We start from the raw sequence: 14,186 nt of genomic DNA, 5'->3' as shown, positions 1-14,186 counted from the left end.
GACCGTGCCCGCCGGGCCTCAGCGCGGCGATCGGCCCGCGCACCCAAGATGCTCAGCGCGGGTTCCGCCGCAGCCGCACCCGATACGAATAGTGCTCCGGCAGGAAATGGCTCACCGCCAGCTCGACCGGCCGCCCCGACGCCGACACATACAGACGGTCGATACGGAGCAGCGGATGGCGAGGCGGGCAGTCCAGCTGTGCCGCCACCTCGTCCGAGGCGAGTGCGACGGTGACGGACTGCTCCGCCTCCGCGATGGGCTCGGGCAGGCGGCCGTCGAGGAGCCCGATGACGGTGACGCGGCTGTCGGCGCCCTCCTCCGTCAGCTCGGGCCGGTCCGCGACGAGAACGCCCACGTCAGGCGGCAGAAACACCGTCGTAAGACAGAACGGCGTGTCCTCGTGCAGCCGCAGGAACGAGAGGTGGTCCACCCGGTCCGACGCAACACGCAGCCGGCCCGCCGCGTCCACATCCACCCGGCGCCGCAGCGGCGACACCAGCCGCATCGTCGTGTCGAGCGACAACGCCATCAGGTCCTCGACCGAGCCGAACTGCCGCAGATACTGCTCCTCCCGGGGCGCGGCGAACGTCCCCCGCCCAGGAACCCGGTGCACCAGTCCCTCCGTCACCAGATCCTGGAACGCGCGCCGCACGGTCTGCCGGCTGAGCCCGTGCGAGGCGGCCAGCTCCGCCTCGGTCGGCAGCCGCACCCCCTCGGGATAGTCGTGCCGCAGGATCGCCTCGCGCAGTTCACGCGCGAGACGCACGTAGGCGCTGTCGCGTCCGGGGGCCGTCACCCGCGTCTCCCTCGTCCCCTCGGTGCGTGTCGCACGCGTCGTCATGTCCGCCGTTCACCGCCCTGTCCGTGCGCCCGCGAGTCCAATGGCCGTACAAAAGATGACCGTACAAGAAAGTCCGCAGGTCAGGCGTCCAGGCCGCCGCGGGCGACCAGTTGGCGCGCGATGACGTTCCGCTGGATCTCGTTCGTGCCTTCGCCGACGATCATCAGGGGTGCGTCACGGAAGTAGCGCTCGACGTCGAACTCGGTTGAGTACCCGTAACCCCCGTGGATCCGGACCGCGTTGAGGGCGATCTGCATGGCCGTCTCCGAGGCGAAGAGCTTGGCCATGCCCGCCTCCATGTCGACGCGCCGGCCGGCGTCCGCCTCCCGGGCGGCGTAGAGAGTCAGCTGGCGCGCTGCGGTGAGCGAAGTCGCCATGTCCGCAAGGTAGTTGCCGATCGACTGGTGCTGATAGATGGGCTCGCCGAACGTCTCGCGCTCCTGCGCGTACCGCAACGCGTCCTCGAACGCGGCCCGGCCGACGCCCAGTGCGCGCGACGCGACCTGGAGGCGGCCCGTCTCCAGGCCCTTCATCATCTGGCCGAAGCCCTTGCCCTCGACGCCGCCGAGCAGCGCGCCCACCGGCACCCGGTAGTCGTCGAAGCTCAGCTCGCAGCTCTCGACGCCCTTGTAACCGAGCTTCGGCAGGTCGCGCGAGACGGTGAGCCCCGGGCCGTGCTCGGCGAGCAGGATGGACATGCCGCGATGCTTCGGCTCGGCCTCAGGATCGGTCTTGCACAGCAGCGCGATCAGCTGCGAGCGGCGGGAGTTGGTGATCCACGTCTTGCCACCGTTGACGACGTACGTGTCCCCGTCCCGCCGCGCGACCGTCCGCATCGCCTGGAGGTCGGAGCCGCCGCCCGGCTCGGTGAGCGCCATGGTCGCGCGGACCTCACCGGTCGCCATCTTCGGCAGATAGCGGTCCTTCTGCTCGTCGGTGCCGAAGTGCAGGAGCAGTTTCGACACGACGGTGTGGCCGCCCATCGCGCCCGCGAGACTCATCCAGCCCCGCGCCAGCTCCTCGGTGATGAGGACGTAGCAGGGCGTGGAGACGGGGGTGCCGCCGTACTCCTCGGGAATCGCGAGCCCGAAGATCCCCAGGTTCTTCATCTGCTCGATGAGTACTTCGGGGTAGGTGTTGGCGTGCTCCAACTCCCGCACCACCGGCTTGACTTCACGGTCGACGAAGTTGCGCACGGTCTCGACGATCAGCTGCTCGTCGGCGGAGAGGGTGTCGAGGGTGCTCACTTCGCTCCTTGTTCACGCTGCGGGCCGGAGGCGTCCGGTGTGTCGATCACGCCCCGCGCACGCAGCCGCTCGATGTCTTCGGCGCCTCGCCCCAGGGCGGCAAGAATCTGCTCGGTGTGCTGCCCGGCGGCGGGCACAGGGTCCATGCGCGCAGTGACCCCGGACAGGTCAGCCGGCGGAAGAAGCGCTTGTACGGGTCCCTGGTCGCCCGGCACCTCGATGTCACGCCACCGGTCCCGCTCGGCGAGGGCCGGGTGGGCGAGGAATTCGGCGATCGAGTTCACACCCGCGTTCGCGATGCGGGCCTTGTCCAGGAGCGCCATCGCGTCCTCGCTGTCCAGCTCGGCGAAGCGCTCGGCGACGGCCGCGTTGACTTCGTCGCGGTGGGCGACGCGGTCCGCGCCGGTGGCGAAGCGGGGGTCGTCGACGAGTTCGGGACGCCCGAGGACCGTGCCGCACAGGGCCTGCCACTCGCGTTCGTTCTGGATGGACAGCAGCACGTCCTTGCCGTCGGCGGCGGTGAACGGCCCGTAGGGCGCGATGGTGAAGTGCTGGGCGCCGAAGCGGGGCGGCTGGGTGCCGCCGTAGCGCGTGTAGTAGGCGGGCTGGCTCATCCACTCGGCGAGCGCCTCGAACAGGGAGACCTCGACGGCGGGCGCCCGGCCGGTCGTGGCCCGCGTGTAGAGCGCCGAGAGGACGCCGCTGTACGCGTACATGCCCGCCGCGATGTCGGCGACCGAGATGCCCACGCGGGCCGGCTCGTCGGGCGTGCCGGTGATCGAGAGCAGGCCGGTCTGGCACTGCACGAGCAGGTCGTACGCCTTGCGGTGCGACCAGGAGCCGGTGGTGCCGTAGCCGCTGATCGTGCAGGGGATGAGGCGCGGGTGGCGGGCCTGGAGCGCGTCGGGGCCGAGGTCCATACGGTCGGCGGCGCCCGGGGCGAGATTCTGGACGAACACGTCGGCGTCGGCGAGGAGTTCCTCCAGGATCTCCCTCCCCTCGGGCGACTTGAGGTCCAGGGTGAGGGACTCCTTGGAGCGGTTGAGCCATACGAAATAACTGGCCTGGCCGTGCACCGTGGTGTCGTAGCGGCGCGCGAAGTCGCCGCCGCCGGGACGCTCCACCTTGATGACGCGGGCGCCGAGGTCGGCGAGCTGGCGGGTCGCGAAGGGGGCGGCGACGGCCTGCTCCAGGCTGACGACCGTGACGCCTTCGAGGGGCAGCGGATGGTTCATGCGGGGGCCTTCCCGGGAAGCTCGGCGAGGAGCAGCGCACGCGCCGACTCCCAGGTCATGTCCTTGAGCAGCGCCGGTACGTCACTGCCGCACGCGGCGAACTTCTCCGCCAACTCGGCGTCCGTGGGCGGGCGTTCGGGGGAGCCCGGAGGATGGGCGAGGGAGGATCGCAGGACGCGCCCGTCGTCGAGCGTCACCGTGAGGTCGACCTCGCCGTCGAGGAGCCCGGCGCCGCCCTCGGTGCGCTCGGTGGTGACGGCGGCCATCAGGCGCCGCGCCTCGGGCCGGCGCACGGCGTCGTCCGTGAAGGCGCCGAACCCCGGGAAGCCGTCGAGCAGGGCCGTCGCCACGGCATACGGCAGGCTGAACTTGCCTTCGAGTCCAGTGTCCGGCCGGTCGTGGATGAGGGGGTGGACGGTGGCGGCGGGGGTGGTTACGTGGACGGCGGTGACGTCGGATGGGGTGAAGTCCTGGGTGGAGCCGGTGAGTTCACGGGCGGTGCGCAGTGCCGCGACGGGGCGCTGCATCGCATAACAGCACGGGAAGATCTTGATGGCGAGCCCGCCGGGGACGGCGGGGCGGGCCGGCATGGTGGGCTCGTCCGTCGCCTCCGCACCCACCAGCTTCAGCCACGCGTCGACCGCACGCGGGTCGGCCGTCGCGCCGGCCCGCGCGAGGCGTGCCGCCCGCACCCCCGCCTCCGCCGCGAAGCCGACCTGGAGCGACTTGCTGTGGGTGCCGAACGCGGCCTGGACCCCGCCCGCGCCGGGTACCGCCAGCGCCATGGCCGTCGCGAGCTGCTGTGGGGTGAGGCCCCAGGCGACGCCCGCTGCCACGGCCGCCGCGGGGGCGCCCGCGGTGCAGGTGGCGTGCCAGCCCGCCGCGTAATGCGACCAGCCGAGCAGTGTGCCGAGCCGGGCCATCACCCCGGCCCCGGCCAGATAGGCGCGCGCGTCACCGCCCGCCGCGAGGACCGCCGGGACGATCACCACGCTGATGTGCGTCGTCGACTCGATGTGCAGGTCGTCGAAGTCCAGGACATGCCCGACCGCCGCCCAGCGCGCCGCATCCGGCAGCTCGGCGGCGAGCGCGCTCACGGGGTGGCCGCGCCCGGCGAGCGTCACCGCGACCGTGTCCAGGAGCGAGCGCCGGGCCAGCGCGAGATCGTCGGCGTCCGGTTCGAACCCGTACGCCCACTCGGCGAGCGTTTCCGCGATGGCGGGCATGGCGTCCCTTCGTCCGGTCCCTGGACTGTGTGCGTACTTTGTACGGCCAAATTCCGGAGTCGTCAACGATGTCCGGCGCATGGCAACTCGCTGCTCCTACGTGGGAGTTCTTGACGCGGGGTTGACGCGCAACGTGGGCGCGGCGGACGCTGGGCGGCGCTTTGTACGGCACAATCGGGGCGCTGCCCCAACCGGACGTGTACCTCAGGGGGACTCATGCTCGCTCAGTACCTGGACGACTGGGCCCCCGCCCCTGTCATCCTGGACGATCCCGTCGCGGCCGCGCCTGTCGCCGCACTGAGCCAGGTGCTCGACCGGGAGGCGACGGTGGCCGGCGAGAGGGAGCCGTTGCCGCCCCTGTGGCACTGGCTGCACTTCCTCGAATGGCCCGCACAGCGGGAGCTGGGCGCGGACGGGCATCCTGCGCACGGCCACTTCTTGCCGCCGCTGCCGGACCGCAGGCGCATGTTCGCCGGGGGCCGTGCGGAGTTCGCGGCGCCGCTGCTTGTGGGAGTGCCGGCCCGGCGTAAGAGTTCCCTCGCCAAGGTCGAGATCAAGCAGGGCCGCACCGGTGAGATGGCCTTCGTGACCGTGCGCCACGAGATCACGCAGGACGGGAAGGTCAAGGTCACCGAGGAACAGGACCTCGTCTACCGCGTGGGCGAGGACGAGCGACGCGGCGGCTTCGACATGGACCTCGGCGAAGCCGAACTCGCTCCATCCGACTGGCAGTTGACCCTCCACCCCACCCCGACCCTGCTCTTCCGCTACAGCGCGCTCACCGCCAACGCGCACCGCATCCACTACGACGAACCGTACGTACGGGACGTGGAGGGCTACCCGGGCCTCGTCGTCCACGGCCCGCTCCTCGTCCAGCTCATGCTGGAACTGCCCCGGCGCGAGGCTCCAGGGCGCGAGATCCGCACGCTCGCCTACCGGCTGCGGAAGCCGGTGTTCGCCGGGGAGCAGGTGTGCGCGCTCGGCGACGTGGCGGACGACGGGGGCTCGGCCGTGCTGCGTATCGCGACCCGCCGGGACGAGCGCCATGCGACTGCGGAGTTCACCTTCAAGTAGGCGCCCCCTGCCTTTTACGGCTGGCGGGCCGCCCGCTGTACGGCTTCGGCGCCGAGAAGGGTCGCCGCGCGGCCCGTCGCCTCCGCCAGGAGTTCCGACCGGATCGGGCCGCCGGCCGCGAGATGACGGTCGTACGGCAGGTGCACCACCGCGACGCCCGTCTCGCGCATGTGCGCCGTCGCCGCCTTCAGGTCCAGCGTCATGTCGGGTGCGCTCGACGTGAGGACCACGACGGTGCTGGCCAGCGCCGCCTTCGGGAGCTGGGCGAGCCAGTCGAGCACGACGCGCGTGCCGCCGACGCCCTCCACGGTCATGGGGGCGACGACCACGCGCGCGTGCGCGGTGTCCATGGCCGTACGGGCGACTTCGCCGGGCAGCGTCTCGCAGTCCACGACCGTCATGGCGAAGTAGCGCCGCAGCGCGAGCGAGACGGTCCGGTAGGTGCGGATGTCGAGGGGCGCGCCCACCCGGCCCTGGCTCGCGGGCAGCAGCCAGCCTCCGTCGGTGACCGGCACGAGGTAGCCGGTGACGTCGGTGATCTGCATCTTCGGGGTGAGGATCTGCGCGAGGTCCGGGCACGACCAGCGCACGGACTCGGCGCCGAGCCGCACGGGCAGGGTGCCGAGCGCGGCGTCGGCCTCCAGGGCGAGCACGGGGTCGTGCCGGTAGTGGTTGAGCGTGCGGGCGAGGAGTGCGGCGACGGTGGTCTTGCCGACGCCTCCACGGATCGACGTCACGGCGACGACGCGGCCGTTGGCCACGGGCTGCTGGATCTCGCGGGCGAGACGCGTCTCGTCGGAGCCGTCGAGATTGACGGACGCGGCGAGCCGCCGCAGTGAACGCCCGGTCCGCCGGGCCATGGTGTCCCCGTGCTGGGCTCGCCCGACCGACCCGGCGAGCCGTGGATCGACGGTGGGCACGGACTCGGGGGTGAAGGCGGGGAGGGGGGCGTTGCGCATCCGCGCGGGGACGGGAGCGGGGGCCGGCGCGGGTGCGGGGGCGTAGGGCGCGGGCAGCCCGGCGGGCGGGGTCGCGCCGGGGGCGGCGGGCAGGTACGGCGCGGGGAGCCCGGTGAGGGTGGGGGCGGGGGGTTGGTGCGGGGGCGGCGGCGCGTCGACGGGAGGGGTGTACGGGGGAGGGGTGGGAGCCGGGGTGGATACGGGGGCGGGGGCGTCCTGGGTGGGCGTGAGGGCGGACGCCTCCGGCGCCGGAGTGACGGCCGGCGCGGGCGCGTTCGTGACGTCCAGAGCCAGGGTGACGGTCGGCTCCGGCGGGAGAGTGGCACCCGGCTCCGGGGCGGCGGCCGACTCGGGGGCGGGCACGGGGTCCTGGGCCCATGCGGCGACGGGATCCGGTGTGGGCGCGGCGTCCGCCACGTCCGCATCGGTCTCTACGGCCGGTGTCCGGACCGACGGCGGCGCCATCCGGACAGTCGGCGTCTTCGTGAGCAGCGTCGGCTCATCGATGCCGGAAACATCCATACTCGCGCCCCCGCTGATACCCGAATCCGTATCTGTATCCGCGTCCGCGACATCCGTCGTCGTCGGCGCAGCCGCCCGCGCCGCTCGGCCCTCCGCCAGGCGTGAGGCCAGTGACGGGGTCCGGCGCGGGGCCGGCGTGGGCTCCGGGTCCTCGTCGGCTTCGAGGGGCGGGGAGGGCGACGGGCCCGGGCCCGCGTCCGGTGACGGGGCCGTGTTGGGGCGCCGGCGCGGCAGCGGCGCGCGGTCGGGGTCGGGCGCGAGCACCGTGGAGTCGACGGTTTCCGCAGGCGTCACGGCACCCTGCGCCACCGCCTCGGCGCCCTCCCCGCCCAGCTGTGCCTGGGTCTGCCTGAGCAGGTCCCGAAGGACGTCGTTCTGCCAGTCACGCTGCGTCATTGCCCGAGCCCTTACGTGAAGATGCGAGGCACCCGCGCCCACCCGCCAAGGTGCCCCGGCACGGTGCTGTACGGCTCGCTGCCCCCGTCGATATCACGCGCTCGAACCTATCATCGGGCCCCCGGCGCCCCATTCCGAGAGATGGAAGCGGTCACCAGATGGTGACAGCCACCCCACACAGCCCCAGCCCCGCCCCGACGGCTTGCCGCCACACACGCAGCGGCCCTTCGAGCACGCTCTCCTCGTCCGGGTCGTAGCCGACCCAGTTCTGGTCCCGTGCGACAGCCTCCTCCTCGGCGGTGAACGTCAGCGCCCGCTCGACGCGCGGCAGCGCCTCCCGTACCTGCGCGGACGTGAGCAGGAAGTTGCCGCACCAGCCGGGCAGGAGGGCGGCGCGCCGCGGGCCGATGGCGTGGAAGAGGGACGCGATCGCGTAATCCTTGCTCTGGACCGACATGAACATCACGTCCGTGTCAGCCGTCTCCTCCCAGACGTCCCGGACGAGATGGAAGTCGTCGTCGGGCGACAAGCCGTCGTACAGCTTCTGGACGTGCTCGCCGCAGGCGGTCAACTCGCGGAAGCAGTCCAGATTCTCGGCCTCCTCGGCGCTGCTCCGGCCGTACGGGTCCCACCAGGTCCGGTAGTCCGGCAGGGGATTACGGTGCCAGTGCCGCCAGCGGCGCCGGGCGTCGGGGCAGTCGCGCTCCGCCTCGACGAGCGGACGTATGCGCGGGCCCAGCTTCTCGATGAGCTGGTCGTCGTGCGAGCTGATGGCCCAGGCCGTGGTGATCCCCATGCCCGGAAGCGTAGGAGGCGCCACAGACAGTCGGCCGGAACGCCGAAGGGCGGGCCCGCCGAAACGGGCCCGCCCCCCCTGGTGCGTCAGCGACTCACCTCCGCAGCGTCACCTTGAACTCCTTGTCCAGCGGCTGGCGTGCGGTCTTGATCGTCGTCACCCCCGTGTCCGCGTCGTAGTACCAGCCCGAGTCCGTCGCCGCGAGGGCGTCGGGCGAGGCGACGTGGGTGAGCGGGGGGCCGCCCGCCGTGACCTGGCGCGGAGCGTGATCGCCGTGGACCGTGAAGCGGTACGCGCGGGAGTCCGGCTTGCCCGCGTAACTGCCCTTGCTCTCCCCGACGTTGACCTCCGTCACGCGCTCGTCCTGGTCGACCGTGACGCGCTGCGTCGCCGACGCGCCCTTGGCGAATTCGCGGGTCACGCCGTCGTCCTCGTACAGGGTGTAGGACGAGTGGCCCTGCGGGTACACGTCCCAGTCCAGCTCGTGGCGGTCGCGGGACTTGTACGACGTCGTCCCCTTCGGCCACATCGGCACGACCGCGCCGGACTTCACGAACAGCGGGAGCGTGTCGAGCGGCGCGTGGTAGCCGTCGACCGTCGTCGGACCCTGGTACGTCTTGCCCGTCCAGTAGTCCGTCCACGTGCCCTTGGGCAGGTAGATCCCGTCGCGCGTGTCCGAGTCCTGGTAGACGGGGGCGACCAGGAAGTCGTCGCCGGCCAGGTACTCGTACTTGGCGCTCGCGCCCAGCGTCCCCGGGTCGTCCGGGTACTCCAGGTACAGCGGGCGCACCCCGCCGACGCCGGTCTTCGCCGCCTCGGCGGACAGTGTGTAGAGGTACGGGAGCAGTCGTTCGCGCAGCTGGAGGTACTTGCGGTTGATGGACGTGTAGGGCTCGCCGTCCACCCACGGCTGCTGGTTGATCTTCTGCTTCGTGGTGAGGTCTCGCGCCCAGCCGTCCATCGTCATGATGGCCGGCAGGAACGTCTTGGCCTGCAGGTCACGCGCGTACATCTTGGCGTCGTGGCTGTAGATGCTGCCGACGTCACCCGTGTTGTACGCGATGCCCGACATCGTGGCGCCCGCGTACGTCGGGATCTGCCAGCGGATGAAGTCCCAGGACAGCTTCTGGTCGCCGGACCACAGGACGGAGCAGCGCTGGGCGCCCGCCCACGACACCGGCATCCAGACGAAGCCGCGCGCGTCGCTGTTGTCCTCGATGCCGGCCTTGGCGCGGTCGCACGCGTCCAGGGACATGCCGTAGCCGTTGCCGACCCACGCGACGTCGAGCTTCGCGACGCGCTGCCCGGCCTTGACCTGCTCGGCGAGCTTGTCGATGCCGTTCTGGGTCCACAGGCCCATCTCGGTGCCGCGCTCCTGGAGGCCCTTGGCGGTCTCGGCGAGGTTCTCGTAGCCGCAGCCGTAACCGTCGTTGACGAGCATCCAGCCGAGCGGCATCTGGTTGTCGACGTAGCCGTCCGCGACCTTCAGGGAGTCGAGGGTGTGGCGCTCGCCCTGGTTGGCGTTGTGCAGATAGCAGTCCGCGTCGCCCGGTTCGAGGCCGTACACCGGTGGCATGAACGGCTTGCCGACCAGCGACGTGTAGCCGCCGATCACCTTCTTCGCGTCACCGAGGAAGTAGTACGCGTCGAGGCGGCGCTCCTGCTGGCCGGTGTGGACCGAGGGGCCGAAGTCGTAGACGCCAGGGGCGAACGTGTTCCGGTAGACGCCGTAGCCCGCCGAAGAGAGGTAGAACGGCTGCGAGTTGTTGTAGCCGCCCTCGTTCCAGTTGGTGTTGTTGGCGACGAAGACAGTCTTGTCACGGTGCGAGAAGCTGCCGTTCTGCTCGCCGCCGCCGAAGAACTGCTCGTCCTTGCCGCGTTCCAGGCTCTGCCGCATCCCGCCGGTGGACCAGCGCAGGGGCTTGTCCTCCTGCCAGATCCGCGTCTTGTCGTCGGCCTTGTAGAGGCCGAAGCGCAGCGGCTTCTTGTAGACGCGGAGCACGGCGCCGGGGGAGCGGATCCCGTAGTACGCGCCCGCGTCGAACGTCGACGTGTTCTTGTCCTGGGCGGGCTGCTCGCGCACGATCTGCGAGCCGGCCGGGTCACTGAACTTGCCCGACGGGTCGGCCTGCAGGCGCAGTTGACCGCCCTTCAGGAAGTCGACCTTCGCCTTGAGGGCGCCCGCGCCGATCGTGTAGCTGCCGTCCCCGCCCTCGAACGATGTCAGGTCGCCCGCGTCGGTCGTCTCGGGCAGATACGCCTTGCCGACGAACGAGTTGTCGTGCACGTCGTACGGGACGACCACGACGTGATACGTGCCGTTGGCCTTCGGGATCACCGTCGCCTCGGGGTCGGCGGTGCCCGCGCTGGCGGCGACCTGCTTGCCCGCGTCGTCGTAGATGTACATGTCGAAGTCGTCGGTGGGCTGCTTGGCCCACTCGATCGACACGGGCACGCCGCCCTCGGGGTTGTCGTCCCAATACCCGTCCGGGACCGACACCTTGAGGTCGAAGCGGTCGCAGACCTTGTTGTCGGGGTCGTTCGCCTGGGTCGGACAGCTGCCGGGGCTGCCGACCGTTCCCGCCGGATATACGGGGCTCTGCCAGGTCACGCTCCGGTTGCCGTCGTCCAGGACGCCGCTGCCGGGGGTGGCGGCGCTCGCCTGCTGGGCGGGGGCGGCCAGGAGCGCGGCGGCGAGGGCGGTGGCGACCCCGGCCGAGGCGCCCGCGGCCCACCGCGCGCGGCGGGTCCGTGTGAGGCCCAGTCTTCGCTGCGGCCCAAGGGACCCAAGAGGTCCTAGAGGTCCTAGAGGTCCTAGATGCATTCTTCGCACAGATCCCATCTCCGCTCGAATCAAACGGACGTATGTTTACTCGTGCTTGAAAGGTTGATGCTGCGAGCAGCTTCACGCAGTCGCACGCATCAACATCCTCCTTGGGGCGCGAGCATGTCAACGGTGGGGAGTGCGGGCGGGGCCCGGGCGCGGCGTCATGCCGTCCGGCGTAAACGCGTCACGCCACCCCGCCAGAACACGTCAAGCCATCTGCCGCCGCACCAACTCATGCAGCCGCCCACCCGTATCGGCCAGCAGCTCGGCCGGAGGCCCCTGCTGGACCACGCGGCCCTCCGCCATCACGATCACCCGGTCCGCGTCCATCACCGTCGAAAGGCGGTGCGCGATGACGACCCGGGTCGCGTTCAGCGCGCGCGTGCTGTCGATGACCGTGCGCTGCGTCTCGTTGTCGAGCGCGCTCGTGGCCTCGTCGAAGAACAGGATGCGCGGCCGCCGGATCAGCGCCTGGGCGATCATCAGACGCTGGCGCTGGCCACCGGAGATGGCCCCGCCGCCCGCGATCATCGTGTGCAGCCCCATCGGCATCCGCTTGATGTCCTCGGCGAGCCCCGCCATTGCCGCCGCCTCCCACGCCTCCTCCTGCGTGAACACCTCGGCGCCGCAGATGCAGTCCAGGATCGAACCGGTCAGCGGCTGCGCGTTCTGGAGGACGACCCCGCACTGGCGCCGCACGGCGGCCTGGTCGAGCGCGCCGAGGTCCTGACCGTCGTACAGCACCCCGCCCGCGACCGGCTTGTCGAAGCCGATGAGGAGGCGGAGCAGTGTCGACTTGCCGCAGCCGCTCGGGCCGACCACCGCGACGAACTCGCCCGGCTTGATGGAGAGGGACACGTCGTCCAGGACGAGCGGTCCGTCGTCCGTGTAGCGGAACGACACGCCGCGCGCCTCGATCTCGCCCGACAGGACACCCGGCTGCGTGCTGGCGGCCCGTACCTCGGGCGCCTCGTCGAGGACTGGCTTGATCTGCTCGAACATCGGCAGCACGGCCGCCGCCGAGATCAGCGCGCCCGTGAGCTGGGTGACCGACGACAGCAGCATCGTCACCGCCGTGCTGAACGTGAGGAAGTCTCCGGCGGAGAGCGTCCCCCGCGCCGGGCCCGCCAGCAGCATGAACATCACGAGAGAACACAGCGGCAGATAGACCGAGTTGAGGACCGTCGTCAGGTTCTTGATGCGGCCCGCGCGCCGCTGGAGCTCACGGCTGCGCGCGAACTCCCCGGCCCACGACGCGTAGGCGAAGCTCTCCGCCCCCGCGACCCGCAGCTTCGGCAGGCCGCGCAGCGTCTGGAACGCCTGGTTGTTGAGCTTGTTGCCGAGCACCACGAGACGGCGCTGCCAGCGCAGCTCCCACAGCCCGAGGCCGAGGAACACTCCCGCGATCACCACGAGCATCGCGAGCGCGGTCAGGGCCAGTGGAACGCTGTAACAGAGCAGCAGGACGATGTTCATCAGGCCGATGGTGCCCGCCTGTACGACCACCGGGCCCACGCCCGACAGGACGCGCCGGATCGAGCTGATCCCCATCGCCGCGCTCGCCAGTTCACCCGTCGAACGTGACGCGAAGAACCGCGTCGGCAGCCTCAACAGCCGGTCCCACACGGCTGGTTGGAGCGAACTCTCGATCCGGCCCTCCATGCGCAGGATCGTCAGGTTCTGCAGCAGCATGAACGCGGCCGACACGATGCTCGTCATCATCACGGCGACGGCCACCTGCACGATGAGGTCCGTCTCGGCGTTCGGTACGTACTCCCCGAGCACCCGCCCCGTCGCGATCGGCACGAGTGCCCCGATCGCCACGGTCACCAGCCCGGCGAGCAGCAGGTTGCGCGCGTCGCCCTGGGTGCCGCGCGCGCTGAACCGGAGCAGCCGCAGCGGGCTCAGCGGCCGGTCCGGCAGCGGCCGGTAGAACATGGTCGCGCGAGCCTCGAACTCCTCCGCGTTGCCCTCGTCGACCCGGGTGCCTCGTCCGCTCGACGGGTGTACGGCCTCGTACCCGCCGCGCCGCCACAGCAGCGCGACCGGCGCACCGGACGACACGCGGTGGCCCACCAGGGGGCCCGTGTTCTCGCGCCACCAGCGGCCGTCGAGCCGGACCGGGCGGGTGCGGATCCGGGAGGCGACGGCGACCTGCTCGACGGGGTCGACGCGGTCACTGACCGCACCGCCCCGCTCGGGTGCCGCGAGCGTGATCCCGGAAGCCTCGGCCACCAGCTTGCACGCGGCGTACGTAGCGTCGTCGCCACCCGCGCCCGACCCGCGCCGCGAACTCCCTTTGCTCTGGCGCCCGATGGACGCGAGCAGCGTCCGGTCGGCCTCCTCGCGCACGGTCTCGCCCGCCTTGATGCCGGCCGCCGCCCGCGTCTCGTGCGCGCTCTCAAGCCGCTCGATCCACCGGTCGAGCGCCGCCAGGAGCCGGAACTGCTGGTTGACCATGCGCTGCCACATGGACCCGTCGACCAGCAGCTCGCCCACGGTGTCCGCGCTGTACGACGCCCCGTACTGCACGCTGCCCGGCAGGACCGGCAGCCACAGGATGTCGTCGTCGCCCACCGCGTCGTCACCGGTCGTCCGGCCGTCGAGGGGTGCTTCGAACAGGACGCGCTGGCTGCGCCCGACACCGAGCGCGAACGCGTGCTCCAGCAGACTGAGCGCCGCGTCCTGGGTGTCGTAGTGGCTGAGGTACTGCTGGTCGTACGACCACGCGGCGTCGCCGTAGTCCGGGCGCTGGAGTTCGCGCAGCCCGATGCGGCGCAGCAGACAGCCCTGCAACGGCCGCCCCACGAGGGTGTGTTGGGGACCCTCGACCGGGCCGAGCAGCAGCGTGCCCGCTTCGAGCCGTCCCAGGAAGTGCCAGTTGCCCTGCGCCGCCGCGTCCACCGCGAACAGGTCGAGCGCCCCCTGCACGACCAGCCACAGGACCTGCGGCCCCTCCAGGTTCAGGCTGCGCATCCCCGCGCAGTCGACCCCGACCCCGAGCGAACCGAACGCGGCGGTCACCTGGTCGCCGGCCGGGTGCTCCTGATGCGTGTACGTCAC

General features: G+C 71.4%; 9 protein-coding genes. 1 reads left to right on the top strand and 8 read right to left on the bottom strand.

Annotated features, from left to right (window positions below):
- Nucleotides 1–52: 52 nt before the first annotated feature.
- The 4 genes from ABZ893_RS33220 to ABZ893_RS33205 form a co-directional block, all read right to left on the bottom strand.
- Entirely contained in the window at nt 53–796 is a 744-nt protein-coding gene (locus ABZ893_RS33220) for a GntR family transcriptional regulator (RefSeq protein ID WP_361411506.1), read from the bottom strand.
- 125 nt (nt 797–921) lie between these two features.
- The gene (locus ABZ893_RS33215) at nt 922–2,088 is read right to left on the bottom strand and encodes an acyl-CoA dehydrogenase family protein (protein WP_361411504.1); all 1,167 of its coding nucleotides are present in this window, start codon (nt 2,086–2,088) and stop codon (nt 922–924) included.
- Nucleotides 2,085–3,323: a CaiB/BaiF CoA-transferase family protein gene (locus ABZ893_RS33210; protein ID WP_361411502.1), complete on the bottom strand. Its 1,239-nt coding sequence runs from the start codon at nt 3,321–3,323 to the stop codon at nt 2,085–2,087. The genes ABZ893_RS33215 and ABZ893_RS33210 overlap by 4 nt, the downstream gene beginning before the upstream one ends.
- Entirely contained in the window at nt 3,320–4,549 is a 1,230-nt protein-coding gene (locus ABZ893_RS33205) for an MmgE/PrpD family protein (RefSeq protein ID WP_361411500.1), read from the bottom strand. Before ABZ893_RS33205 ends, ABZ893_RS33210 begins: the two co-directional genes overlap by 4 nt.
- A gap of 216 nt (nt 4,550–4,765) precedes the next feature.
- Between ABZ893_RS33205 and ABZ893_RS33200 the strand changes: the two genes are divergently transcribed.
- On the top strand, nt 4,766–5,623 hold the full coding sequence (locus tag ABZ893_RS33200) for a MaoC family dehydratase N-terminal domain-containing protein (protein ID WP_361411499.1): 858 nt from the start codon (nt 4,766–4,768) through the stop codon (nt 5,621–5,623).
- Nucleotides 5,624–5,637: 14 nt separating this feature from the next.
- Here ABZ893_RS33200 and ABZ893_RS33195 read toward each other — a convergent pair whose 3' ends face one another.
- From ABZ893_RS33195 to ABZ893_RS33180, 4 genes are all read right to left on the bottom strand, one after another.
- On the bottom strand, nt 5,638–7,500 hold the full coding sequence (locus ABZ893_RS33195) for a hypothetical protein (RefSeq protein WP_361411497.1): 1,863 nt from the start codon (nt 7,498–7,500) through the stop codon (nt 5,638–5,640).
- 151 nt (nt 7,501–7,651) lie between these two features.
- The gene (locus ABZ893_RS33190; RefSeq protein ID WP_361411495.1) at nt 7,652–8,296 is read right to left on the bottom strand and encodes a hypothetical protein; all 645 of its coding nucleotides are present in this window, start codon (nt 8,294–8,296) and stop codon (nt 7,652–7,654) included.
- Between the two features lie 94 nt (nt 8,297–8,390).
- A complete protein-coding gene (locus ABZ893_RS33185) occupies nt 8,391–11,120 on the bottom strand; it encodes a TIM-barrel domain-containing protein (RefSeq protein ID WP_361411493.1) in 2,730 nt (909 codons plus the stop codon).
- Between the two features lie 210 nt (nt 11,121–11,330).
- Entirely contained in the window at nt 11,331–14,186 is a 2,856-nt protein-coding gene (locus ABZ893_RS33180) for an NHLP bacteriocin export ABC transporter permease/ATPase subunit (RefSeq protein ID WP_361411491.1), read from the bottom strand.

The sequence above is a fragment of the Streptomyces sp. NPDC046821 genome, from assembly GCF_040645335.1.
Taxonomy (GTDB): domain Bacteria; phylum Actinomycetota; class Actinomycetes; order Streptomycetales; family Streptomycetaceae; genus Streptomyces.
The sequence above is the reverse complement of the archived record's forward strand: the minus strand, read 5'-3'. Positions and strand labels throughout refer to the sequence as shown.

Excerpts from the sequence above, each read along its gene's own strand:
- ABZ893_RS33200 (WP_361411499.1), top strand. The coding sequence starts at position 4,766 with ATGCTCGCTCAGTACCTGGACGACTGGGCCCCCGCCCCTGTCATCCTG.
- ABZ893_RS33205 (WP_361411500.1), bottom strand. The coding sequence starts at position 4,549 with ATGCCCGCCATCGCGGAAACGCTCGCCGAGTGGGCGTACGGGTTCGAA.
- ABZ893_RS33210 (WP_361411502.1), bottom strand. The coding sequence starts at position 3,323 with ATGAACCATCCGCTGCCCCTCGAAGGCGTCACGGTCGTCAGCCTGGAG.
- ABZ893_RS33190 (WP_361411495.1), bottom strand. The coding sequence starts at position 8,296 with ATGGGGATCACCACGGCCTGGGCCATCAGCTCGCACGACGACCAGCTC.
- ABZ893_RS33185 (WP_361411493.1), bottom strand. The coding sequence starts at position 11,120 with ATGCATCTAGGACCTCTAGGACCTCTAGGACCTCTTGGGTCCCTTGGG.
- ABZ893_RS33195 (WP_361411497.1), bottom strand. The coding sequence starts at position 7,500 with ATGACGCAGCGTGACTGGCAGAACGACGTCCTTCGGGACCTGCTCAGG.